28 protein-coding genes are annotated in these 23,842 nt (G+C 48.9%); 14 read left to right on the top strand and 14 right to left on the bottom strand.

Annotation, left to right across the window (positions count from 1 at the left end):
• Positions 1-13: 13 nt before the first annotated feature.
• A complete protein-coding gene (locus ASG02_RS13185) occupies positions 14-628 on the bottom strand; it encodes a thymidine kinase (RefSeq protein WP_035410895.1) in 615 nt (204 codons plus the stop codon).
• A gap of 183 nt (positions 629-811) precedes the next feature.
• Here ASG02_RS13185 and ASG02_RS13180 point away from each other — a divergent pair, with 183 nt between their 5' ends.
• Positions 812-1,462 (top strand): DedA family protein, encoded by a 651-nt coding sequence (locus ASG02_RS13180; RefSeq protein ID WP_052019115.1) that lies wholly within the window; start codon positions 812-814, stop codon positions 1,460-1,462.
• A gap of 35 nt (positions 1,463-1,497) precedes the next feature.
• On the opposite strand, the gene ASG02_RS13175 is transcribed toward ASG02_RS13180, so the two are convergent.
• Both ASG02_RS13175 and rho read right to left on the bottom strand, forming a co-directional pair.
• Entirely contained in the window at positions 1,498-1,743 is a 246-nt protein-coding gene (locus ASG02_RS13175; RefSeq protein WP_023469546.1) for a type B 50S ribosomal protein L31, read from the bottom strand.
• Positions 1,744-1,834: 91 nt separating this feature from the next.
• Positions 1,835-3,208, bottom strand: a complete 1,374-nt coding sequence (gene rho / locus ASG02_RS13170; RefSeq protein WP_056064138.1) for a transcription termination factor Rho — start codon at positions 3,206-3,208, stop codon at positions 1,835-1,837.
• Positions 3,209-3,563: 355 nt separating this feature from the next.
• Between rho and ASG02_RS13165 the strand changes: the two genes are divergently transcribed.
• The gene (locus ASG02_RS13165) at positions 3,564-4,241 is read left to right on the top strand and encodes a C40 family peptidase (RefSeq protein WP_035410719.1); all 678 of its coding nucleotides are present in this window, start codon (positions 3,564-3,566) and stop codon (positions 4,239-4,241) included.
• Positions 4,242-4,638: 397 nt separating this feature from the next.
• Here the strand turns inward: ASG02_RS13165 and glpX are convergent, their stop codons facing one another.
• The 5 genes from glpX to ASG02_RS13140 all read right to left on the bottom strand — a co-directional run bounded on the left by glpX (position 4,639) and on the right by ASG02_RS13140 (position 9,076).
• Entirely contained in the window at positions 4,639-5,604 is a 966-nt protein-coding gene (glpX, locus tag ASG02_RS13160) for a class II fructose-bisphosphatase (protein WP_035410722.1), read from the bottom strand.
• A gap of 32 nt (positions 5,605-5,636) precedes the next feature.
• Entirely contained in the window at positions 5,637-6,884 is a 1,248-nt protein-coding gene (gene murA / locus ASG02_RS13155) for a UDP-N-acetylglucosamine 1-carboxyvinyltransferase (RefSeq protein WP_056064136.1), read from the bottom strand.
• Positions 6,885-6,912: 28 nt separating this feature from the next.
• The gene (fsa, locus tag ASG02_RS13150; RefSeq protein WP_023469552.1) at positions 6,913-7,560 is read right to left on the bottom strand and encodes a fructose-6-phosphate aldolase; all 648 of its coding nucleotides are present in this window, start codon (positions 7,558-7,560) and stop codon (positions 6,913-6,915) included.
• 154 nt (positions 7,561-7,714) lie between these two features.
• Entirely contained in the window at positions 7,715-8,569 is an 855-nt protein-coding gene (fba, locus tag ASG02_RS13145) for a class II fructose-1,6-bisphosphate aldolase (RefSeq protein WP_035410728.1), read from the bottom strand.
• 132 nt (positions 8,570-8,701) lie between these two features.
• A complete protein-coding gene (locus ASG02_RS13140; protein WP_035410731.1) occupies positions 8,702-9,076 on the bottom strand; it encodes a response regulator in 375 nt (124 codons plus the stop codon).
• A gap of 94 nt (positions 9,077-9,170) precedes the next feature.
• Here ASG02_RS13140 and ASG02_RS13135 point away from each other — a divergent pair, with 94 nt between their 5' ends.
• The gene (locus tag ASG02_RS13135; RefSeq protein WP_035395788.1) at positions 9,171-9,680 is read left to right on the top strand and encodes a DUF2529 family protein; all 510 of its coding nucleotides are present in this window, start codon (positions 9,171-9,173) and stop codon (positions 9,678-9,680) included.
• A 104-nt stretch (positions 9,681-9,784) separates the two neighbouring features.
• On the opposite strand, the gene ASG02_RS13130 is transcribed toward ASG02_RS13135, so the two are convergent.
• Both ASG02_RS13130 and rpoE read right to left on the bottom strand, forming a co-directional pair.
• Positions 9,785-11,380 (bottom strand): CTP synthase, encoded by a 1,596-nt coding sequence (locus ASG02_RS13130; protein ID WP_047394418.1) that lies wholly within the window; start codon positions 11,378-11,380, stop codon positions 9,785-9,787.
• Positions 11,381-11,647: 267 nt separating this feature from the next.
• Positions 11,648-12,172: a DNA-directed RNA polymerase subunit delta gene (gene rpoE / locus ASG02_RS13125; RefSeq protein ID WP_035410737.1), complete on the bottom strand. Its 525-nt coding sequence runs from the start codon at positions 12,170-12,172 to the stop codon at positions 11,648-11,650.
• Between the two features lie 170 nt (positions 12,173-12,342).
• On the opposite strand from rpoE, the gene ASG02_RS13120 reads away from it, so the two are divergent.
• The 4 genes from ASG02_RS13120 to ASG02_RS13105 all read left to right on the top strand — a co-directional run bounded on the left by ASG02_RS13120 (position 12,343) and on the right by ASG02_RS13105 (position 14,135).
• Positions 12,343-12,786 carry a GNAT family N-acetyltransferase gene (locus ASG02_RS13120; protein ID WP_056064132.1) on the top strand — a complete coding sequence of 148 codons (444 nt, stop codon included), beginning with the start codon at positions 12,343-12,345 and terminating at the stop codon, positions 12,784-12,786.
• A 45-nt stretch (positions 12,787-12,831) separates the two neighbouring features.
• The gene (locus ASG02_RS13115; RefSeq protein WP_035410742.1) at positions 12,832-13,149 is read left to right on the top strand and encodes a helix-turn-helix transcriptional regulator; all 318 of its coding nucleotides are present in this window, start codon (positions 12,832-12,834) and stop codon (positions 13,147-13,149) included.
• Between the two features lie 65 nt (positions 13,150-13,214).
• Complete coding sequence (locus tag ASG02_RS13110) at positions 13,215-13,643, top strand: DMT family transporter (protein WP_035410744.1); 429 nt, start codon at positions 13,215-13,217, stop codon at positions 13,641-13,643.
• 12 nt (positions 13,644-13,655) lie between these two features.
• Positions 13,656-14,135, top strand: a complete 480-nt coding sequence (locus ASG02_RS13105) for a DMT family transporter (RefSeq protein ID WP_035395771.1) — start codon at positions 13,656-13,658, stop codon at positions 14,133-14,135.
• 387 nt (positions 14,136-14,522) lie between these two features.
• Here ASG02_RS13105 and ASG02_RS13100 read toward each other — a convergent pair whose 3' ends face one another.
• From ASG02_RS13100 to ASG02_RS13090, 3 genes are read right to left on the bottom strand one after another with little or no spacing between them, the layout of a single operon-like run.
• Positions 14,523-14,993, bottom strand: coding sequence for a heme-degrading domain-containing protein (locus ASG02_RS13100; protein ID WP_056064129.1), 471 nt, complete (start codon positions 14,991-14,993; stop codon positions 14,523-14,525).
• Positions 14,981-16,030, bottom strand: coding sequence for a Gfo/Idh/MocA family oxidoreductase (locus tag ASG02_RS13095; protein WP_056064128.1), 1,050 nt, complete (start codon positions 16,028-16,030; stop codon positions 14,981-14,983). Before ASG02_RS13095 ends, ASG02_RS13100 begins: the two co-directional genes overlap by 13 nt.
• Entirely contained in the window at positions 16,027-16,782 is a 756-nt protein-coding gene (locus ASG02_RS13090; protein WP_056064125.1) for a DeoR/GlpR family DNA-binding transcription regulator, read from the bottom strand. The genes ASG02_RS13095 and ASG02_RS13090 overlap by 4 nt, the downstream gene beginning before the upstream one ends.
• A gap of 127 nt (positions 16,783-16,909) precedes the next feature.
• Between ASG02_RS13090 and ASG02_RS13085 the strand changes: the two genes are divergently transcribed.
• The 3 genes from ASG02_RS13085 to ASG02_RS13075 all read left to right on the top strand — a co-directional run bounded on the left by ASG02_RS13085 (position 16,910) and on the right by ASG02_RS13075 (position 19,118).
• Positions 16,910-17,743 (top strand): SDR family oxidoreductase, encoded by an 834-nt coding sequence (locus tag ASG02_RS13085; protein ID WP_056064122.1) that lies wholly within the window; start codon positions 16,910-16,912, stop codon positions 17,741-17,743.
• A 381-nt stretch (positions 17,744-18,124) separates the two neighbouring features.
• A complete protein-coding gene (locus tag ASG02_RS13080) occupies positions 18,125-18,454 on the top strand; it encodes a potassium channel family protein (RefSeq protein WP_035410757.1) in 330 nt (109 codons plus the stop codon).
• 13 nt (positions 18,455-18,467) lie between these two features.
• Entirely contained in the window at positions 18,468-19,118 is a 651-nt protein-coding gene (locus tag ASG02_RS13075; protein ID WP_056064119.1) for a hypothetical protein, read from the top strand.
• 56 nt (positions 19,119-19,174) lie between these two features.
• On the opposite strand, the gene mgtE is transcribed toward ASG02_RS13075, so the two are convergent.
• Positions 19,175-20,527 (bottom strand): magnesium transporter, encoded by a 1,353-nt coding sequence (gene mgtE / locus ASG02_RS13070; protein ID WP_035410763.1) that lies wholly within the window; start codon positions 20,525-20,527, stop codon positions 19,175-19,177.
• A 231-nt stretch (positions 20,528-20,758) separates the two neighbouring features.
• Between mgtE and ASG02_RS13065 the strand changes: the two genes are divergently transcribed.
• The 4 genes from ASG02_RS13065 (at position 20,759) to ASG02_RS13050 (ending at position 23,841) form a co-directional block, all read left to right on the top strand.
• Positions 20,759-21,496 (top strand): metal ABC transporter ATP-binding protein, encoded by a 738-nt coding sequence (locus ASG02_RS13065; RefSeq protein WP_035410766.1) that lies wholly within the window; start codon positions 20,759-20,761, stop codon positions 21,494-21,496.
• Positions 21,493-22,338, top strand: coding sequence for a metal ABC transporter permease (locus ASG02_RS13060; RefSeq protein ID WP_035410769.1), 846 nt, complete (start codon positions 21,493-21,495; stop codon positions 22,336-22,338). Before ASG02_RS13065 ends, ASG02_RS13060 begins: the two co-directional genes overlap by 4 nt.
• Entirely contained in the window at positions 22,335-23,252 is a 918-nt protein-coding gene (locus ASG02_RS13055) for a metal ABC transporter substrate-binding protein (protein WP_035410772.1), read from the top strand. The genes ASG02_RS13060 and ASG02_RS13055 overlap by 4 nt, the downstream gene beginning before the upstream one ends.
• Positions 23,253-23,328: 76 nt before the next feature.
• Positions 23,329-23,841, top strand: coding sequence for a PCYCGC motif-containing (lipo)protein (locus ASG02_RS13050; protein WP_035410775.1), 513 nt, complete (start codon positions 23,329-23,331; stop codon positions 23,839-23,841).
• Position 23,842: the final 1 nt, after the last annotated feature.

The following is a 23,842-nucleotide window of genomic DNA, read 5'->3' as shown; positions in this document are numbered from 1 at the left end:
TCGTCTTTTTTGTTTATCCTTTTTGGTGTTGCATCGTTTGGAGCGGCTTCGGCTTTCCTGGCACTTCATGGCAGTGGCGGCACCGTGGCTCATACGATTCTGAAGCGCCGACTAAAATGATCGGATCATCATAGTTCGCTGGTTTTCCATCAATCAAACGTTGTGTCCGGGAAGCCGGATCGCCACATGAGAGACAGATCGCCTGAAGTTTCGTCACAAATTCTGCGCGCGCCAGTAATTCCGGCATCTTGCCAAATGGCTCTGCCCGGAAATCCTGATCGAGTCCTGCACAAATGACGCGTTTTCCGTCTTGCGCAAGTGCTTCGATGACTTGAACGATCTCATCATCAAAGAATTGAACTTCATCAATTCCGACAATTTGTGTTTCTTCCGCTACTGCTGCATAGAGATCACGACTCGTCGCCATTGGAATCGCCACGACGGAATTTCCGATGTGAGAGACGACATGCTCTTCATGGTACCGGTCGTCGATTGCCGGCTTGAATACTTGAACGGGCAGTTTGCCGTACTGTGCCCGTCTGACACGACGAATCAACTCTTCCGATTTCCCGGAAAACATACTACCACAAATTACTTCGATCCAGCCGTACTGATTTATTACATGCATCATCGTCCGACACCGTCCTCAAAAAATAGTCACTTTAACGAGTATAGCTCGAAACGGTATTGAGAAAAAGGGTTGACTTCCGGAAATCAAAATTCATTTTTTCTTTACCTAGAATTTTTGTCCTTTCATTCCAACCTTCATCCATTTCCTGTACACTAAAGAAGAAGATTCTCGCGAAAGAAGGTGTCCCCGATTCATCATCTCTTACATGACATTCTGCACCAATATGGCGCCCTTGGTCTTTCCGTCCTTCTCGCAGGTGGTATCGTGGGATTGCCGGTTCCTGATGAGACCTTGCTCGTCCTGTCCGGTTTTTGGATGCATCAAGGCAATCTACCGCTGTTCGGTACGATTCTTGCCGCTTACGCTGGCAGTTGCATCGGAATGACGATTAGCTACGTGCTGGGCTTAAAACTCGGCATGCCCCTGTTGCATCGCGTCGGACCAAAGATGCGCATCTCAGAAAAACACATTCTCTCCGCTGAAGCCGGATTTCGTCGTTACGGCAAATCGGTCTTGATCATCGGTTACTACATACCTGGTCTTCGCCAACTCTCTGCCTTTTTTGCAGGTGTTTCAAAAATGCCGTTTCGCATTTTTGCGAGTTACGCGTATACAGGTGCTTTGATTTGGGTCAGTGTGTTCTTGGGCGCCGGCTACTTTGTTGGTCGTCATATCTCGTTCCATAAAGTCGTCGACTACATCTTGGCACATCCAGATGCCATGCCGTACTTGATCGGGATCGTCGGCGGGATTGCTTTCTCGTTCGTCTTAAAGACGTACCTTACGTACCGTTCGCAATTCAGCCTATACAAAAACAGCCTGCTTCCGTAATGGAGGCAGGCTGTTTTTTAAGAACCGGCAAGTAATTACTTGCGGCCGTATTTTTTGTTGAAGCGATCGACACGACCATCTGCCGCGTTGAACTTTTGACGACCTGTGTAGAATGGGTGCGAGTCTGAAGACACATCCACACGGATGAGTGGGTACTCGTTACCATCTTCCCAAGTGATCGTTTCGTTCGAAGAACGAGTAGAACCGCTTAAGAATTTGTACTCAGTCGTTGAATCCATAAATACTACTTTGTTGTAGTTAGGGTGAATTCCTTGTTTCATGGTTGATTTCTCTCCTTCCGCCCTGGTCCATTTGCTGAGCCAGAGTAAGTTACCTTCCTATACTAAACGATTTTTTTACGCGTCGCAATAGTTATTTTTCCGTCGTTGCTTCCTTCTTGACGGTACGCGGTTTAGCAGGTGCACGTCGGACCGTCTTCTTCTTTTCTTTCTCAAGTTCAGCAAAAAATTCTTCATTATTTTTCGTGTCGCGAATCTTACGCAGGAACGTATCGACGAACTCGTTCGACTCGTTCATCGTCCGACGAATCGTCCAGAGCGCATCGAGTTGCTCTTTCGGAAGCAAGAGTTCTTCCTTCCGCGTACCTGATTTGCGAATGTCGATTGCCGGGAAGATTCGGCGTTCCGACAGCTTACGATCGAGATGTAGCTCCATGTTTCCTGTTCCTTTGAATTCCTCATAGATGACGTCATCCATGCGGGATCCCGTCTCGACGAGTGCCGTCGCAAGAATCGTCAAACTGCCACCATGTTCGATGTTTCGCGCCGCACCAAAGAACCGTTTTGGTTTGTGGAACGCTGCTGGGTCAATCCCCCCTGAAAGCGTCCGTCCGCTTTGCGGCACTGTTAAGTTATACGCACGAGTCAAACGCGTGATCGAATCCATCAAGATGACGACATCTTTTTTATGTTCGACAAGTCGCATCGCCCGTTCAAGGACAAGTTCAGAAATCCGCACATGGTTGTCCGGTGTTTCGTCGAACGTTGAACTGACGACGTCTGCTCCCGGAACTGAACGCTCGATGTCAGTTACTTCCTCTGGTCGCTCATCGATCAATAGAATGATCAGCTCGACATCCGGATGATTCTCTTGAATCGAGTTCGCGATTTCTTTGAGGAGTGACGTCTTCCCTGCTTTTGGTGGTGCGACGATCAAACCGCGTTGTCCAAACCCAACTGGTGCAATCATATCCATGACACGAACCGATAAATGACGCGGCTCTGTCTCAAGACGCATTAAACGATCCGGATAGATCGGTGTCAGCGCCGGGAAGAACAAACGGTTACGCGCTGTATCCGGTGCTTCGCCGTTGACGGCTTCCACACTAAGTAACCCTTGGAAACGTTCGTTTTCCTTCGGTGGGCGTACTTTACCTGTGACGACATCACCATTACGTAGATTGAAGCGTCGGATTTGAGAAGCGGCGATATAGATATCTTCAGAGGATTGGGAATAATTGATAGGGCGAAGGAAGCCGAAGCCACCATCGTTTTGCATTTGTGGATTACCAGGGATGACTTCAAGTACCCCTTCGAGGAAATAAAGACCTGTTGATTCCGCCTGTGCTTTTAGAATCTTGAACATCAACTCACGCTTACGGGCTTCCCGATATTGCGGGACATTCTTCGTCTTTGCGATTTCATATAATTCTTTTAATGTCAGCTGGCTCAATTGAGCCAAAGTATAGGAACGTTCAGGTTTATCTTTTTTATCAGTTGTTGGCATGTTTTTCACCTATTCTTTATAAATTCAACTGCATTCAGCATACTTCCATACATACATCAGGAGGTATGTAATTTCTTTCGTGAACTAAAGGTATCATATTTTTTTAAATTCGTCGTCAACAATCCTTTGCGTTTCTTACTTTGTAATATTCAAGGATATTATTTCAGTTATGTTACAAAAGCATCTATTTTGTCTTCTAACTGAAAAAACGTTTTTAAGGGCGCACATGCTAAGATATTCCTGCAGACAAAATTCTTACACAGTTGTAAGGTTCACTGCTTAATCACACACTTAATGATTTCATCATATAACTTACGGACGCAACACACTACATTAAAACGGAGGAATTCTTAACATGAAACGTTTTCTAGCATCGATCGCGACAGCAGCCTTAGTGGTTTCAGGTTTTACATCAGTGGGTACAGGTAAAGTTGAAGCAGCAACAGTCACGAAAGTCAAGATCACGGACAACGGTCTTCGTGTTCGGACAGCTCCTTCTACGAAAGCAAGCATCGTCGGGAAAGTCAACGCTGGTCAAGTCTTTACATACAAAGGCAAATCAGGCAGCTGGACAAAAATCTCATACGGCGGTAAAACACGTTATGTCTTCTCACAATACACAAAGACATACAAATCATCTTCAAGCGCTAAAAAATCAACAAGCACATCTTCTAAACGGACGAAAATCCTGAACGAAGCAGCAAAACATAAAGGTACACCATACGTATGGGGCGGAACAACGACTCGTGGATTCGACTGCTCTGGTTTCACAAGCTACGTTTACAAGAAAGCGGCTGGTAAAACATTGCCACGTACGTCTTCTTCACAATATTCTTCTTCTAAGAAAGTCAGCGTTTCAAGCGTACAACCAGGAGATCTTGTCTTCTTCTCACACGGTAGCGGCATTCAACACGTCGGGATCGCAACAAGTAAGTCAAGCATGGTTAACTCAGAAACAGGTGGCGTTAAATACTCAAGCTTCAAATCAGGGTACTGGGGTTCACGCCTTGTCGGCGCAGGATCTTACCTTTAATTCATCATCTCAAAGCGGTTGAGCATTGGCTCGATCGCTTTTTTTCATCTCATTCAATTCATAAGAAGGAAATAGGATGCATGTCTTCATCACAGGTGCTAAGAGGTCTTAGTCGTGAATTCGCTTATCTGTACGATAATGAAATCACGTCCTGCTCGTCAAACGTGAGACAATGCTCTTCAAAACGAAATTTCATGTCGAGCGATTTGGAGACACTGCAATCTTCCCATACGATTTAACGAAGCGGAAAACGTTAGCACGTTTCCTTTTCCTCTAGGAGTTGAGGATGAACGTCTTGATTCCTAGAAACATAGCAAAAAGAGTTGGTGTTTCGGAAATTATCCGAAACACCAACTCTTTTTTATCGATCAAGTCCTCACGTATGAGTCCGTCTCTTTTACTTAATGACAAGCTTCGGTTTTTTCTTAAACGAGTGAATGCCTTCAACGAAGCGAACCGTTCCGGATTTCGCACGCATGACGACAGAGTGTGTCTGACCGCCTTGTGCCGTGAACTGGACACCTTTCATCAACTCACTGTCCGTGACCCCTGTCGCAGCAAAGATACAGTCGTCTCCTGCGACGAGATCGTCCATCATGAGAATCTTCGATGGATCTTCGATGCCCATCTTCTTACAACGTTCGATCTCGGCATCGTCTGCTGGTAACAAGCGCCCTTGGAGCTCTCCACCGAGACATTTCAAGGCAACGGCAGCAAGAACGCCTTCCGGTGCACCACCTGAACCGAGCAAGATATCAATCCCTGTATGCGGGAACGCCGTATTGATCGCACCAGCAACGTCACCGTCACCAATCAAGCGAATCCGTGCCCCTGTTGCCCGAATCCGTTGAATGATTTCTTCATGACGTTCGCGATCAAGGATCGAGACGACGACGTCTTCGATTTCCTTGTTCTTCGCCTTTGCGACGGCTGCGATGTTTTCTTCAATCGTCGCATCCAGACTGATGTGTCCTGCTGCTTCCGGACCAACTGCAATCTTATCCATGTACATGTCCGGTGCATGGAGTAAATCTCCCGCATCCGCAACAGCGAGGACAGCAAGTGCGCCCCATGTTCCTTTTGCGACGATATTCGTTCCTTCGAGCGGATCGACAGCGACGTCAAGTCGTGGTCCATACCCATTTCCTAGCTTTTCTCCAATGTAAAGCATCGGTGCTTCATCCATCTCGCCTTCCCCGATGACGACGGTTCCTTTCATCGGAATCGTATCGAAGACATCACGCATCGCGCTTGTTGCCGCATCATCCGCTTCATTCTTCAATCCTTTTCCCATCCAGCGTGCAGAGGCAAGTGCTGCCGCCTCCGTGACGCGTACAAGTTCCATTGATAGACTTCTCTCCATGTGTATGTCCCCTCTCCCTTGTTACAAATCGGTCAAATCGTTTCACGCCATACGAGGGCGCCTAGTTCCTTCAACTTCTGATCAAATCGTTCGTAACTCTGGTCAAGCACTTCTGCGTGGTGCAATGTCGTCTCCCCTGAAGCGAGAAGTCCCGCCAAGACAAGTGCTGCGCCACCGCGTGGATCTGGTGCCTCGATTTCCGTACCGAGTAAGGATTCGCCACCACGAATGATGATCGAAGCGTCTTCATGCGTGATTCGGGCGTTTAAGCGCCGTAACTCCTGTACATGTCGGAAACGTTGCGGGTACAACTTATCGACAACGATACTCGCTCCTTTCGCTTGCAACAACGCTGCCGAGATGACAGGTTGTAGATCGCTTGGGAATCCACCGTAGTGGAAGACACGAATATCGACCGGCTTCGCCTCATGAAATGTCGCCGTGACGGAATCATCTGTCACTTCGATCAACGCACCATACCGCTCGAGTTTTTGGATAACGCTCTCGAGATGGAGCGGAATGACGTTATCGACGGTGACGCGCCCAAGTGCCGCGCCCATCGTCAAAAACGTTCCTGCTTCCATCCGGTCTGGAATCAAGGTATGCCGGCAACCACTCAGGCGTGAGACACCTTTGATTCGAATCTCATCCGTTCCTGCCCCTTTGACATTTGCTCCCATGTTCGTCAGCATCGTACTGACATCGATGACTTCTGGATCATAGGCAGCGTTTTCGATGACAGTCGTTCCTTCAGCGAAGACAGCGACGAGTAAAGCACTGATCGTCGCTCCGAATGACGGAAGATCGAGATAGATTCGGTTTCCGACGAGACGGTCGACGCGCATGTAATGGACGCCCTGCTCGTTACGTACGGAAACACCGAGACGCTCCAGTGCTTTAATGTGTAAATCAATCGGTCGTGGTCCGATGTCATAACCCCCAGGCAGACCGACGACTCCTTGTTTGAATCTGGCCGCCAGAACGCTCATGAGGTAGATCGATCCGCGTAACTTGCGCGTCTCCGCACCAGTTAACGGCATCGATTCAACCCGACTTGGATCAATCGTCACCATATCGCCTTGACGTGTCACGACCGTGCCGAGCGTCTCTAAAATCTCGATCATTGTCGCGACGTCGCCAATTTCCGGCACGCCTTCTAGAATGACCGTCTGATCCGTCAGTAGAGCTGCAGCAAGACACGGAATGGCGCTTTGCTTCGAACCACTGATTGATACGGTTCCTTCTAGGCGTTGTTGCCCTACGATATGCAAAATGTCCACGTTCCATCAACCTTTCTCTTCGCTACGATTATTGCTGCGTTTTTTCCCAGTCCGCGAGGAACTTTTCAATTCCTTGCGTCGTGAGTGGGTGGTGTGTGAGTGACTCGATGACCGAGAATGGAATCGTCGCGATGTCTGCGCCCGCAAGAGCAGCGTTCGTCACGTGAACCGGGTTCCGGACCGATGCCGCAATGATTTGTGTCGGAATATCATGTACGACGAAAATTTGAGCAATCGTCTCGACGAGCCCCATTCCATCTTGACCGATGTCATCTAGACGACCGAGGAATGGTGATACGTATGTCGCACCAGCACGGGCTGCGAGTAATGCTTGGTTCGGATTGAAGATCAATGTGACGTTCGTCGTGATCTTCTCTTTTGAAAGTGCTGCGACCGCTTCGAGTCCGGCCGGAGTCATTGGAACCTTAACCGTAATGTTCGGTGCGATCTGGGCAAGTTCCTTCCCTTCGCGAATCATTCCTTCTGCATCAAGCGCGATGACTTCAGCGCTGACAGAGACATCTCCGACGATTTCACAGATTTCACGAAGTCTTGTATGGAAATCGACGCCCTCCTTAGCGACGAGCGATGGATTCGTCGTGACACCATCTAAAATCCCCATTTTATGTGCTTTCTTGATGTCCTCTACGTTTGCTGTGTCAATGAAAAATCTCATCTTTCTCGTTCCCCTTTCATCCCTTGAAATCGCTTACGACTCTATTATAGGTTTTTTTCACGAGAAGTCCTACTGTTTTCCATCGAATACACGTTCATATGATATGAAAAAAGCACGGTAGACCGAAGTCTACCGCACTTTAAAGAGGAGTCGATTAAGCTTTGTTGCTTGAACCGAACTCACGCATCTTACCGATGACAGTTTGTTTGATTGCTTCACGACCTGGTGCGATGAATACGCGTGGGTCATATGCTTCTGGTTTCTCAGCCAACACTTCACGAACGACTTTCGCGAATGAGATTTGGTTCTCTGTGTTAACGTTGATTTTTGAAGTTCCGAGTGAGATCGCTTTTTCGATATCGTGTGTCGGAATTCCAGTTCCACCGTGAAGAACGAGTGGGAGGTTTGTAGCGTCACGGATTTCTTCCATCTCTTTGAATCCGAGGTTTGGTTCACCTTTGTATGGTCCGTGAACAGAACCGAGTGCAGGAGCAAGCGTGTCGATTCCAGTTTCTTTAACGATGCGTACACACTCGTCAAGTTTCGCGTACATGACATCACCGATGACGTCGTCTTCTTGTCCACCAACTGTACCAACTTCCGCTTCAACTGAAACGCCTTTAGCGTGAGCGTATTCAACGACTGCTTTAGTTGTTTCGATGTTTGTGTCGATCGGGCTGTGCGAATCATCGATCATGACAGATGTAAATCCAGCGTCGATCGCTTCTTTACATTTTTCAACGCTCGAACCGTGGTCGAGGTGGATTGCGACTGGAACTGTTACTTTCATGTCGTGTACGAGACCTTCAACCATTTTCACGACAGTGTAGAATCCGCCCATGTGGCGTGCTGCACCTTCAGATACTCCAAGGATAACTGGTGACTGCTCTTCTTGAGCCGCACCGAGAATCGCTTGTGTCCACTCGAGGTTGTTGATGTTGAATTGACCTACTGCATACTTACCTTCGAGAGCTTTGTTTAACATGTCTGTCATAGATACTAATGGCATAATGACATCCTCCTCTGTTTTGATCGCTGCTTACACGAACTCGTGCAATTTCAGACTGATTATAACATACTGATTCATCGGAACGTACAGCATTTCGCTTGGTTTTTTGGTTTGTGACGGCGACGTGAAAGATTAACCGCTTACATCGTGAGAAATTTGCACAGTCACTTCTTTTTTTAATTCGAAGATGTCAAATGGCTTCCCGAAGAAGGCGACGACCCCTAATCGTTTCGCTTCTTCCATCGCTTCTTTTTCACCGAGTGCCGTCATTAAAATCGTCCGGACACGTCGTCCGATCCGGTCCTGATGACGTAAAACCTCGATCCCGGTCCGCCCCGGCATGTTGACATCCATCAACAGCAAATCATATGCCGCTTCTTGTAAATAGACGATCGCTTCCTCTCCATCGACGGCGACGTCCGTTTCATACCCTTCTGTCCGGAACAATTGTGCAAGTAAGTTCCGGATTCCCGGCTCATCCTCGACGATCAACAATCTGCCTTTCATCTCTGCCACTCCCCCTCTAGTTATTTCCATTCTACACTAAAGCAAAACTTGCTTTATACTGTCCTTGAGAGAAATACAGAAAGGATGAAGAAAAATGATGAAAATCTTAGCTACACAATTCAACGGAAAATTGCAAACGCTCGCAAAACAGGAAGACGAACTATTCGATGTCGTCCGTCTGCTCGCACAGGCGCTCGTCGGAGAAGGCACGGTCTACGTCGACGCTTACGGTGAATGTGAAGGACTCTATCCAATGCTCTCAGAAGGTCCGGATCAGATGAAACGGGTTACGAAAATCAAGGATCGAAAGACACTGCACGCTGTCGATCGCGTCTTAATCTTTACGCCAGATACGGAACGCTCCGACCTTCTCGCTTCTCTTGCCCGCTATGACGCATGGCATACGCCTTATGCGATCGTCACACTCAGTGACGTGACAGAAACGCTCGAGCGTTCGATTGCACCGCTCGCATTGAAGTTTAATAAAGGATTGCTTCCGGCAGAGGACGGTTCACGTCACGGACTGCCGAGTCTTGCCCTTTGCGCGTTCCTCCTGACACATATCTTGACGCAACTACAAGAGATGACGGAAGAGTGGGATTAACACTTTTCTTCTATAATATGTAGTTCTGAATATAACCAATCAAAAAAAAGACGCGGTAACCTTCAAAATGCTGAAGGTTACCGCGTCTTTGATTATCTTTCTTTTCATTCACCAAGTGAAGCTTGGATGAAGTCATGGAAGAGTGCTTGTGGACGTTCGGGACGCGAGATCAATTCTGGGTGGAACTGACACGCGACGAACCATTTGTGTTCTGGAATCTCGATGATCTCAACGAGACGACCGTCTGGGCTCGTACCTGAGAAGACCATGCCGTTCGCTTCGAATTGCTCACGGAATTCGTTACCGAACTCATAACGGTGACGGTGACGTTCGTAGACGAGCTCGCTTGAATACGCGGCACGTGCTTTCGTTCCATCTTCGAGTTTACATGGGTAAAGTCCGAGACGGAGTGTACCACCGAGATCCTCGATGTCTTTTTGTTCTGGCAACAAGTCAATGATTGGGTATGGTGTCGCTGGGTCGATTTCCGCTGAATGTGCGCCTTCAAGATTGAGGACGTTACGTGCGAATTCAACTGTCGCGAGTTGCATACCGAGACAGATACCGAAGAACGGTACGTTGTTTTCACGTGCAAAACGTGTCGCTTCGATTTTCCCTTCGATTCCGCGTTCTCCAAATCCACCAGGAACGAGGATTCCGTCTGCTGAACCGAGCAATTCGTTGACGTTTTCGCGCGTCACGTCTTCTGCGTTGATCCAGTCGATTTCAATATCACTGTTGAAGGCGAATCCAGCGTGTTTCAGTGCTTCTGCAACTGAGATGTACGCATCACGCAATTCGACGTATTTCCCGACGAGTGCGATCTTCGTCGTCTTCTCGAGGTGCGTCACTGTGTGGACGAGTTGTTTCCAAGCCGTCATGTCAGCAACTGGTGTGTCGAACTTGAAGTAGTCACAGACGAGTTGGTCCATGCCTTGACGTTGCAAGTTGAGCGGTACTTCGTAGAGCGTCGATGCATCTTGTGCTTCGATGACTGCTTCCGGACGTGTGTCACAGAAGAGAGCGATTTTATCTTTCATCTCTTGTGGGACTGGGTGCTCTGCACGTAAGACGATGATGTCTGGCTGGATACCATAGCTACGGAGTTCTTTGACACTGTGTTGTGTCGGTTTCGTCTTGAGCTCACCTGCTGCTGCAAGATACGGAACAAGCGTACAGTGGACGTACATGACGTTTTCTTTTCCGATATCGTTTTTCACTTGGCGAATGGCTTCGATGAACGGAAGCGACTCAATATCCCCTACTGTTCCACCAATCTCCGTGATGACGACGTCTGCGCCCGTTTCTTTTCCAGCACGGAAGACACGGTCTTTGATTTCGTTCGTGATGTGCGGAATGACTTGGACTGTTCCACCGTTGTAGTCTCCACGGCGTTCCTTCTTGAGGATCGTCGAGTAAATACGACCAGACGTGACGTTCGCGTTCTGGCTCAAGTTGATGTCGATGAAGCGCTCATAGTGACCAAGGTCAAGATCCGTCTCTGCGCCATCATCTGTGACGAAAACTTCCCCGTGTTGGTACGGGCTCATTGTACCCGGGTCGATGTTGATGTATGGGTCAAATTTTTGGATCGTGACGTTAAGGCCACGGTTTTTCAAGAGACGAGCGAGCGATGCAGCGGTGATCCCTTTACCGAGTGACGATACGACGCCACCTGTTACGAAAATATACTTTGTCATGTTAAATATTGCTCCCTTCTCTAATTCACATCTCAACAAAACAGAGGTGGTAAAAACAAAAAAGCAAAAGTGCCCCCATAATAGGAGACACTTTTGCTGAAATAAGCACGTTGCTTAAAGAAGCCCATGACTAACTTACGTCATTCGGAAAACTTCGTCAAGCCTAATTTTTCAGAGAAAAATTTTCGCGCTCGTTCGTCAGCCGTCAACGAAAAAACTGCCATTTCTATAGGGAAATAGCAGCTGTACAGTTGTAGTTGATCGTGCTTAGACTTCCTCTTCTTCTTCGAAGTCTTCTAAGTCTTCTTCGTCGAGATCGTCATCGAGATCATCGATGGCTGCGACTTTTTTGAACGTATCCTCGTCTTCGCTGTCGTCAGCTGAATCATAGTCCGCTGTCTTCGCGAATGTATCGAGATCGTCTTCGATCGTCTCGAACTCATCTTCTTCTGCATCATAGTTGAACTCTTCTTCAAACTCATCAAGTTCTCCACGTTGACGCGCTTCGATGACGAGATCCTCATCCGACTTATCAAACGGATACCAAGCGCGGAGTGACCAACGGTTCGCTCCGACGTTAACGAAGTTTCCGTCGATGTTCATGTCTGTATAGAGTTGAGCAAGTTTCTCGAACTTGTCTTCTTCATCTGTAAACGTATGGTACTTTTCGATTTCTGACGTGATGTCATCGAACGTGATTGGCTGTTCGCCAGCTTCTTGCAACATTTCATTGACGAATTCGATCAGCGAAAGATCAGTAATCTCTTCTTTACTTAAACGGCTGAGGCTCATTGTGACGGCCACTTCCTTTCATTTGCGTTCAATCCATTACTTCTCATTATACGCAAAATGGCTTTTAAAAATCCAGTCTCTATTTAAAAAAAGCTCGAATTGATTCTCGATTCGTGTTTTTCCCGCTCCCGAAAAAGGAATATCCAAGAGAGAAGAAGGAGGAATGACAGATGGAGATGACAATCGAACGGGTCAACGATTTTGATGCCTTCAACTGGTTACCAATTCTATCAAAGAGTACACAGGAAGGCTATCCCTTCATCGAACGGATGCTACGCGAACGGCGAAATGAAACGTTCCAAGAGGATGGTGAGGCATTGTTCGTCGCTTTATCTCTTTCCGGACACGTCATCGCGTGCGGGGGGTATATGAAACAAACCGGCACGAACGACGTCGGTCGGATTCGTCATGTCTATGTCTTACCAGAAATACGACACCACGGTGTTGGTACGCAACTACTTGAGAAAATCATCCCGGAAGCACTTTTGACGTATTCCGAGCTCTGGCTCTATACGGACGATGCCAGTACCTTTTATGAACGATTCGGTTTTGAGCCGTATACAGCAACTAAAGTGACACATCGCCTTCTCAAGCATGCATTCGTTCAACCATAAGTGTCTTGAATTGACATATCGAGAATCATCGATTAATTTAAGCGTATGACAAATCAAGTGGATCTATTCAAGGCATTATCGAACGAGGTACGTCTTGATATCTTACGCTGGCTCAAGGATCCCGAGACTCATTTCAATAAGCCGACGGCTCATCTCGCGACGAATTTGTCGGACAAGGGAGGCATTTGCGTCGGAGATATCCAAGAGAAGGCGAACTTATCTCAATCGACCGTCTCCCAATATCTTACGATGTTGCAAAAAGTCGGATTGCTCGAATCCGAACGTCACGGCAAATGGACGTATTACCGGCGAAATGAAGAAAAAATCCAGGAGCTTGCAGCGTACCTCAAAGGAGAACTTTGATCCGTTCTCCTCGCCTTACATATCGACATTTCTCGATATTTAGATTCATGAAAGGATGAATTCTGTTGAAAATCGTGTATTACGCACTCGCGTTACTTGCGGGTATCGCTTTAAGTGTCGAAGGAGCAATCTATGGTGAGCTCGGGAACTTCGTCGGAAAACTCGAAAGTAGCTTTTATAATTTCTTCGCCGGTACGATCATCATCGGATTGATCGTCCTCTTCTTCGGAAGGGGTTCACTCGGCTATACATTCCGCGCACCGAAATGGACCTTGCTCGGTGGTCTGCTCGGCAGTATCTACTTGACGATCCTGATCATCAGCATCCCGCTCGTCGGTGTCGGTCTCGCCATGATCAGTGTCATTCTCGGTCAAATGGTCGCTAGTATGGTCATCGAACATAACGGTTGGCTTGGTAGTCCGAAACGTCCGATCAATCGCGACAAGCTAATGGCTTCTGCTCTGATGCTCGTCGCCCTATTTCTTATCTTTTAAGGAGGTTCGCTCGTGAATATTCTATTACTCGGTTTTACATTACTCGGTGGCGTCATGCTGAGCGCACAGTCGTCTATCAATGGTGCCTTCAGTCAAAAGGCAGGGGCTCTCGAAAGTACGTTTCTGACCTTCTTCACGGGGATGCTGATTCTCGCTTTAGCCATCCTCTTCTTCGGACAAGGAAACGTCCTACTCTTGCTCGAAGCACCTCGTTGGCAACTAAGTGCTGTCCTGTTCGGCGTCAGTTATCTATTCCTGACGATTCTTGCCGTTCCGCAGATTGGTGTCACGGCAGCTAGTATCGCGACCGTCATCGGTCAACTCGCAGCAGGTATGGTCATTGATCACATCGGTGCGTTCGGTGGCGTCGTCGTTCCGCTCGACGGAAAACGTCTGCTTGGTCTGCTTGCGATGCTTGCTGCGCTTTACTTCGTCTATCGCGGGAACACACGCAAAGACGTGTCCGCTTCATCTGATTCGATGGCATCGTGACCGAAGTTTCAGCGTTGATTCCCGTGCAAGACTCCGCTTTCCTCGGGCGGAAGGCGAGCCGCCTCGCCGCTTATGCGTCTGCGGGGTCTCACCTATTCCGCTGTCCCGTAGGAGTCTTCGTCTTGCACGTCCATCAACAGAGATCCATCAATCCTCATATACGAAAAGTCCGAACGAGTTCTTTCTCACCCGTTCGGACTTTTTTGATTCCATTATTTTGTTCTGTGTCCTCATTTCTCCACACGACTTCGACAGGAAAAAGCACAATTTATCGTGCTGTCAGAGACGAACAAGACCAGAGTCGGCTGTCTGTGGCAGCCGAGACCAGTTTGTGTCTCGCCCAAGGAAAGCGAATGGAACATCGCGAGGACATCGAATGAATCTATATCACTGTTCCAGCTGTTGTCTCTTAAGTAAACGCAACGCTTCCGTCGCAAGACGATGGTCTGCTTCCTGCGATAGACCGGAAACGGTGATCGTACCAACGACACCGACTCCTTCGATCCGGATCGGGAACGACCCACCGGCATCGACATAATCGGCTGGAGAAACAGCATACATCGTATGATACGAGCGATGTTTGCTCTCATTATACCGACGCATGTACAGCGAGCTATAGCCATGTCGAAAGACGACGTTCGATTTCCGGCGGATCCACTCTTCTTGATCCGGTGCCGTACCATCGAGCGCCGCGTAATATAAACGCTGCCCATTCCGTTTGATTTCAACGGCAATCGACAAGTTTTTCTTCATCGCCCGTCCGATCAACTCATGTCCCATCCCGATCGCTTCCGTATTCGTCAGTGACGTCAGGACGAGTTCTTCCTCTTCCGCAAGCAGCACTTTCAATTCTTCCATGCATCCCATTCCTTTCGTAAGAGGCGTCGCCCTTCATCACTGCTGATGCGCACTGCTTCAATCAAGCGCATTGTTTTTTCAGCGTCGCGTAAATCGACAGGTACCCGTCCACCGCGAAGTCCTTCCGCCAACTGTTCGTAAAACGTCGCATAACTGCCTGGAAGTGTCGCGAGGCGCTCAACTGGCTGATCGGCGATCTGGAGATAGCCATAGGAGTCCACTTCATCTTCGCCGAGCTGTCCATCGACAGCATGACCTTTCGCAAGCCGTCCTTCTTGTGGATCCATTCCGTATTTGATGTAACTGCCGCGTGTCGCATGGAACTCAAAACGCGGTGTCGGTCCTTGGATGAAGGATGCCGAGCGAAGAATGACACGCCGCGTACCGTAATGTAGCGTGACATGGAAACCGTCATCGACAACAGCACCGTCACGTTGCAGGTAAACATCGCCCGTCAGAGCATCCGGTTCTCCAAACAAGGCAAGTGCTTGATCGAGTAAGTGTGAGCCGAGATCAAACAGGATGCCGGCACCATCACCCGCTTGTTCCCGCCAACGCTCTCGAACAACCGGGCGATAGCGATCAAAGCGTGACTCAATGACTTGCCAGTCCCCAATTTCGTTCATTTCCATTAATTGTTCAAGTGTCAGGAAGTCCCCGTCAAAGCGACGGTTTTGATAGACGGCGATTTGAACCCCGTGTTGTTTTGCTAACGTTTGCAGCGCCAGTGCTTCTTCGATCGTCACGACGGCCGGCTTTTCGAGTAAGACGTGCTTTTTTGCTTCGATCGCTTGTTTTGCCATTTCGAAATGCAGTGCCGTTGGTGTCGTGATGACGACAAGTTCCGTATTCTCATCTTGCAACGCATCAGCGAGTGTCGCGACGACTATCGCCTCACTGAAATGTTGTGCCACCTGCTCCGGTCGACTCGAGACGACTTGCGTCACTTCAAATGTCGGTAATGCCTGTAAGAACGGAACGTGAAACGTCACCGCTGAAAAACCAAATCCGACGAGCGTCGTTTGAATCGGGTTCATGTTGTTTCCTCCTCTGTCACGTCGAGATCGACATGATAATGATCTAATCGTTCTTGCCACGTTGCGTCTGGTACTTGATCGGTGACGAGCATATCGATTTGTCCCCAATCACAGACCTTATGCAAAAAGCGTTTATTGAATTTCGTATGATCCGCGAGGACGATGACACGGGTCGCACTTCGAATCATCGCTTTCTTTACGACCGCTTCTTCGAGTTGTTCCGCAAAAAGTCCTTCTTCCGTCAACCCACATGCTCCAAGAAAAACACAATCGACTTGATAATTCAGGATGTCGTCTGCCGTCTTGATCCCACTCAAGCTTCGCGCATGCCGGTCGAAACGCCCTCCCGTGACGTACAGCTCAATATCCATGCGAGCTCCGACATAGTCTGCAATGTCAAGGGAGTTCGTGATGACGTGTAGTGGATAAGGCGGAAGTGCCCGTGCCATCTCAGATACCGTCGTTGCAGCGTCGAGCAATAAGCGATCATTCGCTTGGACGTGACGCGCCGCGCGCTGTCCGATCCGCCGTTTTTCCGGTTTCTCTGTCCGCTGTTCATATGCAAGCGTCCCACCAGCACGGACTAATCCATTCTTAACACGAATGATCTCCCCTTCTTGTTCGAGGACGATGACGTCACGACGTGCGGTATCTCGTGAAATCTGATACTCCTGCATCAGTTGATCCAGCGAAATTTCAGGACTCGTCTTGATCCATTCCCGCATCTGTTGCAGCCGTTCGATTTGCCCCATCGATTCCTACCTCCTTTTTTCTTTATATTAAGTTTTTTCATTACTATATGCAATTTTATTGCAAATAATTCGACGATAATTCGGGTAAATAATAGAAGACAACTACTTTCAGAACGGAGGAATTGATATGCGAACGATATTGATCACGGGTGCTTCTTCCGGTATCGGTCTGGCGACGGCGCAGCGGTTTGCGGAAGCCGGCTGGTCTGTCTACGCTGGTGTTCGGAGTCCGGGTGAGATGACTGTGTCGTTACCGACGCTCACCTTCTTGTCGCTCGATGTCACAGATGAAACAAGCGTGAAGGCAGCCATCCGGCAAATCGAACAAGAGGTCGATCACCTGGACGTTGTATTCTGCAACGCCGGTCATGGTTTACTGCGCGCACTCGGTCAAGCGACAAGTTATGAAATCAAGCAACTCTTCGAAACGAATGTCTTCGGTGTCATCCGAACGATTGAAGCCTGCCTCCCCTTACTCAAACAAGCACCGGAAGGTAGTCACTTACTCGCGACTTCAAGCGTCAGTGGTCTCGTCGGTCAACCGATGAATGAATTGTATTGTGCCAGTAAGTTTGCGATCGAAGGGCTGTTCGAAAGTCTTGCGACCTACTATAAACCGTACTTCAATATCGACGTCACCCTGATTGAACCGGCCGCCGTCGAGACGAACTTTACCGCAAATGTTCTCGATCAACTTGAACGGACGGGTGGCTTACACGAAGACGACTTCAAACCGATCATCACGGCTTATTTGCAGACGTACCGAACGCGACATGCCGACCGCCAATCGGCAGAAGCTCTGGCTGAGGTGATCTTCGAGGTCGTCCACCGTGACGAACGTCCGTTACGAATCCGGACGACGGAAGCCGATGAACATTTCGTCGCCCATAAGACGCATCATGATCCGTCAGGACTCCAAGGTGTCGCTAAAATACGACGGCTGACATTGAATCTCGATTGATTCCCCTTTTTTAAAATTTCAATCCGCCTAAGCAATCTGCGCCCACTATACTGAGACTATCTATCTAAAAATCATCTCGAAGAGCGGAACGCATGCCATCCTTGTTTCTTTTTACGATCGTCTATCTGATTCCGACCTTCATCATGTTCTATATGTCGATTGATATATTTTTACGCACTCCATCACATCCGCAACACTAACTGCTCAGCTTATTCACGTTCGCTTACTTATGGGATGTTCTTCCTCCATTCAAGAAAAATGCCTCTTCACTTGAACTTACAGGTTGATCAGGTGATAGATGGTGTCAAACATGCCGGAAAGAATGATTATCTCATTCATGATACGATGGACTCGACGCACCGATCTTAAAGGAGAGATTCGATGATATCTGTACTGACGATTTTTTCACGCCTATTCAAGGGATTGCGCCGCGCCTTTCACTTGTCTTACTTCCGCGGACTACTGATTCTTTGTTTGTTGACACTCGTCTCTGGGACGATCTTCTACAGTACGGAAGAAAACCTTTCGGTCATCGATGCGCTTTACTTTTGCATCACGACACTGAGTACGGTCGGGCATCCGACATTCATCCCGACGACGACGCTCGGTAAGGTCTTCACGATGGCGTATATTACGATCGGCTGCGGGTTGTTCTTGACGTTAATTGCTACCTTGTCATACGTTTTGATTAAACAACCGGAAGAGGATTAAGGGGGGATCAAGCATGCGTCAATCTGCCATCCAAAACAATTTCGATTGGTGTCGCCTTGTTTGTGAACAAGTCGGATGCCAGGTGACAGAAACCGAATCGACCTGGCTCGCTAAAGGAAGCGTTCCAAGTTATTATCCGGAACTGATGGTTCGCCTTCCTCATCAGCGAATTAATGCAACCGACGTGTACAGCATCAAGGACTGTACGGCGAGCTATGATTTCTCAAGCGCTGGTCTCAGTCACCTGTTCACAGCGGAATGGATGACCCGTCCCGCCATACTCGATCGTCGCGCTCTTCCCGTCGATTGGTCTGTCGTCACGGATGCCACGCAGTTTACTCGCTTCCAAGCAATCCAAGCGACACCGGAGTTACCGGAATCGTTATGGCAACATCCGGACGTCCGCTTTTTCTATTGCGAAGCACAACAGGCAAGTTGCATCGCCTACTCGAACCAAACGACGACCGGATTGATGTACGTTAGTTCCGACTATCTTGATGAACGCTTATGGGATGATATCGCACGCTTGTGCTCCGCACACTTCCCCGGTCAACCACTCGTCGGATACGAATACGGTGATCACCTGATCACGGCGCTCGAAGCAGGCTTTGACGACATCGGTCCACTGGCGGTCTGGATTCGCACGACGCATGAGAATGCATGAAAAAAACCGAACCAATTCCCTTTCTCTTGAAGAGAAGGCGAATCGGTTCGGTTTTTTTACATCAAGCGACTGATGAACGCGGTCGCGATCCCGAAGTAGACGAGGAGCGACAAGATATCGTTCAACGTCGTGATCAGCGGTCCGGACGCAATCGCCGGGTCGATCTTTAAGCGATGTAAGATGAGCGGAATGATCGTTCCAGCCAGTGTTCCAAAAATCAGCGTGATGACGAGTGAGCTGCCGACGACAAGACCTAAGACGGCACTTCCTTGCCAGACGTACGCAATGATAGCAATCAAGACACCACAAATGACACCAATGATCAAACCAACCCAAAGTTCTCGTAGGATTAATCGCGTCGCGACCCGCTTATCGACTTCACGCGTGATCAATCCACGGACGACGACCGCGAGCGATTGGGTACCGGTATTTCCGGTCATCCCAGCAATCATTGGCATGAAAAAGGCGAGCGCGACAACTTTTGAAAGCGTCTCTTCGAACTGACTGATGATCGATCCGGAGACGAGCCCGATGAACAGTAACAAGACGAGCCATGGCAAGCGCCGGGTTGCAGCAATCCACGGCTTCGTCTCGAAATCAATTGATTTACCGGATGCTGAGAGTTTCTCGATGTCTTCATTCGCTTCTTCCCGTAAGACATCGAGTGCATCATCGACCGTAATCAATCCGACGAGAACATCGCCTTCGACGACCGGTAGCGAAACGAGATCGTAGCGTTCGAACAATTGCGCGACCTCTTCCTGATCGGTCTCTGCTGCGACCCGAATCACCTTTGTCTCCATGACATCGCTGATTCGTTCCGTATTTTCAGCTAAGATGACGTCCCGGTATGAGATGACACCGACGAGTTCACTGAGTTGATTGACGACGTACACGTAATTGATCGTCTCCGAGTATTCGATGTAGTCACGCATCTTCTCGACCGTCTCACCGACCGTGAAATCCTCTCCCACCCAGATGAACCGGTTCGTCATCAAACGCCCTGCCGTCTCCGGTGGATACGTCAAGAGATTGCGGACGATCAGTGCCTCATCTGTCCGCATGCTACCAAGCAAACGGTCAGTTTCTTCTGGTCCCAGTTCCTCCAGTAAATCCGCGACATCATCGTTTTCCATTAAATCGAGGACATGCCCGGCGCGCTCGACGTCTAAACGACGCAAGACGGCAAGACGTTGCTCTCCTTCGAGCTCCTCAAGCACATCTGCCAATCGTTCGTGATCGAGATAATCGAGGAGTCGTGCTTGATCGTCTTCTCCTAATTCTTCATACACTTGCGCGATGTCATACGGATAGACTTCTTCGATGACTTGCTGTGCTTGCTCTCGCTTTTCCTTCGCAAGCGCATCGAGCAATAGCCACTTCCATTGTTGTTCTGCTGTCTGACGCAATCTCCTCACCCCCATACGATTCTGCCTTTTCATCTTAGCACGAGTTGATTCGCGATCGATATCGAAAAACAGTTGACAACTGTTTCTCACGGCTTTAAAGTTTGCCTTAAGGAAACATTATTAGTAGACCGAATCTTTCTCTAGTAATGAATCATCAAAAATTTTTAATCTACTTTTTGCCCTAAGGAAACTTTCCTTCTCTATACCATAAAACCAAAGGAGTGAGCATTCATGTACGCCCTTGATGTTAACCGTCTCACGGTCTCCTATTTTGATACCCATGCACTCGCCGATGTATCCGTCCGTCTTCCGGTCGCTTCGCTGATTGGTATCATCGGACCGAATGGTGCCGGTAAATCCACTTTCTTAAAAGCCATCCTCGGTCTGATCCCGGCTCGGATCGAGCAGTTACGCGTACTCGATCAACCAATCGAAGCTGTCCGGTCACGTGTCGCATACGTCCCGCAACGAAGTGCAATTGATTGGGACTTCCCGGTTCGTGTGCAGGATGTCGTGTTGATGGGCTGTTATCCGAAGCTCGGCTTATTCAAACGACCATCGAAAGCACAAAAAGCGTTCGCCATGGAATGTCTCGAACGCGTCGGTATGTCCGATCATGCCGAACGGCAAATCGGTGAACTGTCAGGCGGACAACAACAACGGGTCTTTCTGGCGCGTGCCCTTGCCCAAGAAGCAGAACTACTGTTGCTGGACGAACCGTTCGTCGGTATCGATGTCGCCAGTGAGCAGATGATCATCGAACTCTTACGGACACTCCGAGCCGAAGGGCGGACGATTGTCGTCGTCCACCATGATCTGCATAAAGCAGAGGACTATTTCGACACGTTGATGCTGTTGAACAAACGACTAATCGCTGTCGGTCCTCCGTCTGATATCTTGACGCCGGAGTGGCTCGAACCAGCGTATGGCTTACCGCTATTCGAACGACGTAAGGAGGGACAAGGATGACGTTCATCGAGGCATTATTTCAGTATGAGTTCTTACAAAAAGCGATGATCACCGCCGTCATGGTCGGCATCATCTGCGGCGTGATCGGCTGTTTCATCATCTTACGCGGGATGTCGTTAATGGGTGATGCGATCTCGCACGCCGTTTTACCTGGTGTCGCGATTTCTTATCTACTCGGGATCAACTTCTTGATCGGTGCCATCGTCACAGGTCTCGTGACGGCAATTGGAATCGGCTTCGTCAGCCAAAACAGTCGCATCAAGAACGACACAGCGATCGGCATCCTCTTCACGTCCGCCTTCGCCCTCGGGATCATCTTGATTTCGTTCTTGCGCAGCAGTAGCGATCTCTATCACATTTTGTTCGGCAACGTCCTCGCGGTCCGTCCGAGCGATATGTGGATGACCGTCATCATCGGATTGATCGTCCTCGGGGGAATCTTCTTGTTCTACAAAGAGTTGCTGATCAGTTCCTTTGACCCGACAATGGCGCAAGCCTATGGACTATCGACACGCTGGATTCACTATGGATTGATGACATTGCTGACACTCGTCACCGTCGCTTCCCTTCAGACGGTCGGCATCATCCTCGTCGTTGCGATGCTGATCACACCAGCTGCGACAGCGTATTTACTGACGAACCGTCTCTCGCGGATGCTGTTCCTAGCAGCAGGCTTCGGTACGCTGTCCGCCATCGTCGGACTGTATTTCAGCTTCACCTACAATTTATCCTCTGGTGCATCGATCGTCCTCGTCGCGACGACGCTGTTCGCACTCGTCTTCATCTTTTCACCACGTCACGGTCTGATGCGTCACCGGAAACGAAAGGAGTCTACGGTATGAAATTAAAATTTTTCCTGTTCGTCCTCCTCAGCACAGTCTTGCTTGCTGCTTGTTCGACACCAGCAGAAGATAACGGAAAGCTGAAGGTCGTTGCGACGTATTCAATTCTCGCTGATCTCGCCCGCGAAGTTGGTCGTGAACACGTTGATGTTCACAGCATGGTTAAGATTGGGGCAAATCCGCATGAGTATGATCCACTTCCGGCAGACGTACAAGCGATGGCGGATGCGGATGTCGTTTTCTATAACGGTCTGAATCTTGAAGCCGGCGGTGCTTGGTTCGACAAACTTCGGGCAACGACTGGCAAAGACGCGTCTGACGCGCCAGTCTATCGTTTAAGTCAAGGCGTCGAACCAAAGTACCTGACGACGAAAGGCAAGGAATCAGAAACCGATCCGCACGCGTGGCTCGATGTGAGTAACGGCATTCAATACGTCGAAAACGTCAAGCAGGCATTGATCAAGGAAGATCCGAAGCACAAAGCGGACTACGAGAAAAATGCCGAGGCTTACATCAAACAACTGCAGACGCTTGATCAGGAAGCGAAAAAGCAGTTTGCCGACATTCCGAAAGCAGAACGTCACCTCGTCACGAGTGAAGGTGCCTTCAAATACTTCGGAACTGCCTATGACGTCAAAGCGGATTATATTTGGGAGATCAACTCGGATAATCAAGGAACGCCGGCACAAGTCCGCCGGATCGTCGATACGATCAAGGAGCAAGACATCCCTGTCCTATTCGTCGAAACAAGCGTCGACCGGCGGAGTATGGAGACTGTCTCTCGTGAGACCGGCGTTCCGATCGCTGGTACACTTTTCACCGACTCGCTCGGGGCACCGGGTAAAGACGGCGACACGTACTACAGTATGATGCAAGCGAACATCAAGACGATCACACAAGCACTCACGAAATAAGCGTCAATAAATCGTCATGCTTTCATCGTTTTACTTTCCTTATAATGAAGGTAAGACAATGAAAGAGAGGCCGACTATGCAAAGACGACTGTATCGTTTTGGACTTCCACTTAGTCTCAGCCTGTTGCTCGCTGCATGCGGGACGGCTGAACAGACGGATACTCCAAAAACAGAACACACGAATCACGAAGATCACGCTGACCATGCCAGTCACGGTGCCGATGATCAACTCGAGAAGACCGCGGGACCGGACACGTTACCTGCTTTTCTCGATGAGCAGGATCAATCGATTCAAACAATCTATCGCTCCGTCGCTAAACATTCCGATTTATTGAAGAAAATGCCATGTTATTGCGGTTGTGGTGAATCTGCGGGTCATACGAGCAACTATGACTGCTTCATCGAAGAACAGAACGCTACGTCAACGACCTGGACGACGCACGGCATTACGTGTGGTACGTGTCTCGATATCGCGGCACAGTCGATCGTCGCTTATCAAAAAGGTAGCTCCGTCAAGGAAATTCGGACTGCAATCGATCAAACTTATGCGAAGACCGGTGTCACACCGACGCCAACGCCAGCACTTTAAT

The sequence above is a fragment of the Exiguobacterium sp. Leaf196 genome (genome assembly GCF_001423965.1).
Taxonomy (GTDB): Bacteria; Bacillota; Bacilli; order Exiguobacteriales; family Exiguobacteriaceae; genus Exiguobacterium_A.
Note: the sequence above shows the minus strand (reverse complement) of the source record. Positions and strands in the feature narration are given on the sequence as shown.

Bases quoted from the DNA above. Each gene is read 5' to 3' on its own strand.
- ASG02_RS13075 (WP_056064119.1), top strand. From the start codon at position 18,468: ATGCGTCAATCTGCCATCCAAAACAATTTCGATTGGTGTCGCCTTGTT.
- ASG02_RS13165 (WP_035410719.1), top strand. From the start codon at position 3,564: ATGAAACGTTTTCTAGCATCGATCGCGACAGCAGCCTTAGTGGTTTCA.
- ASG02_RS13185 (WP_035410895.1), bottom strand. From the start codon at position 628: ATGCATGTAATAAATCAGTACGGCTGGATCGAAGTAATTTGTGGTAGT.
- ASG02_RS13120 (WP_056064132.1), top strand. From the start codon at position 12,343: ATGGAGATGACAATCGAACGGGTCAACGATTTTGATGCCTTCAACTGG.
- ASG02_RS13135 (WP_035395788.1), top strand. From the start codon at position 9,171: ATGATGAAAATCTTAGCTACACAATTCAACGGAAAATTGCAAACGCTC.
- rho (WP_056064138.1), bottom strand. From the start codon at position 3,208: ATGCCAACAACTGATAAAAAAGATAAACCTGAACGTTCCTATACTTTG.
- rpoE (WP_035410737.1), bottom strand. From the start codon at position 12,172: ATGAGCCTCAGCCGTTTAAGTAAAGAAGAGATTACTGATCTTTCGCTG.
- glpX (WP_035410722.1), bottom strand. From the start codon at position 5,604: ATGGAGAGAAGTCTATCAATGGAACTTGTACGCGTCACGGAGGCGGCA.
- ASG02_RS13175 (WP_023469546.1), bottom strand. From the start codon at position 1,743: ATGAAACAAGGAATTCACCCTAACTACAACAAAGTAGTATTTATGGAT.
- ASG02_RS13130 (WP_047394418.1), bottom strand. From the start codon at position 11,380: ATGACAAAGTATATTTTCGTAACAGGTGGCGTCGTATCGTCACTCGGT.
- ASG02_RS13090 (WP_056064125.1), bottom strand. From the start codon at position 16,782: ATGGGGCAAATCGAACGGCTGCAACAGATGCGGGAATGGATCAAGACG.
- fsa (WP_023469552.1), bottom strand. From the start codon at position 7,560: ATGAGATTTTTCATTGACACAGCAAACGTAGAGGACATCAAGAAAGCA.
- ASG02_RS13060 (WP_035410769.1), top strand. From the start codon at position 21,493: ATGACGTTCATCGAGGCATTATTTCAGTATGAGTTCTTACAAAAAGCG.
- ASG02_RS13055 (WP_035410772.1), top strand. From the start codon at position 22,335: ATGAAATTAAAATTTTTCCTGTTCGTCCTCCTCAGCACAGTCTTGCTT.
- ASG02_RS13140 (WP_035410731.1), bottom strand. From the start codon at position 9,076: ATGAAAGGCAGATTGTTGATCGTCGAGGATGAGCCGGGAATCCGGAAC.
- ASG02_RS13065 (WP_035410766.1), top strand. From the start codon at position 20,759: ATGTACGCCCTTGATGTTAACCGTCTCACGGTCTCCTATTTTGATACC.
- fba (WP_035410728.1), bottom strand. From the start codon at position 8,569: ATGCCATTAGTATCTATGACAGACATGTTAAACAAAGCTCTCGAAGGT.
- ASG02_RS13115 (WP_035410742.1), top strand. From the start codon at position 12,832: ATGACAAATCAAGTGGATCTATTCAAGGCATTATCGAACGAGGTACGT.
- ASG02_RS13085 (WP_056064122.1), top strand. From the start codon at position 16,910: ATGCGAACGATATTGATCACGGGTGCTTCTTCCGGTATCGGTCTGGCG.
- ASG02_RS13050 (WP_035410775.1), top strand. From the start codon at position 23,329: ATGCAAAGACGACTGTATCGTTTTGGACTTCCACTTAGTCTCAGCCTG.
- ASG02_RS13095 (WP_056064128.1), bottom strand. From the start codon at position 16,030: ATGAACCCGATTCAAACGACGCTCGTCGGATTTGGTTTTTCAGCGGTG.
- ASG02_RS13100 (WP_056064129.1), bottom strand. From the start codon at position 14,993: ATGGAAGAATTGAAAGTGCTGCTTGCGGAAGAGGAAGAACTCGTCCTG.
- ASG02_RS13080 (WP_035410757.1), top strand. From the start codon at position 18,125: ATGATATCTGTACTGACGATTTTTTCACGCCTATTCAAGGGATTGCGC.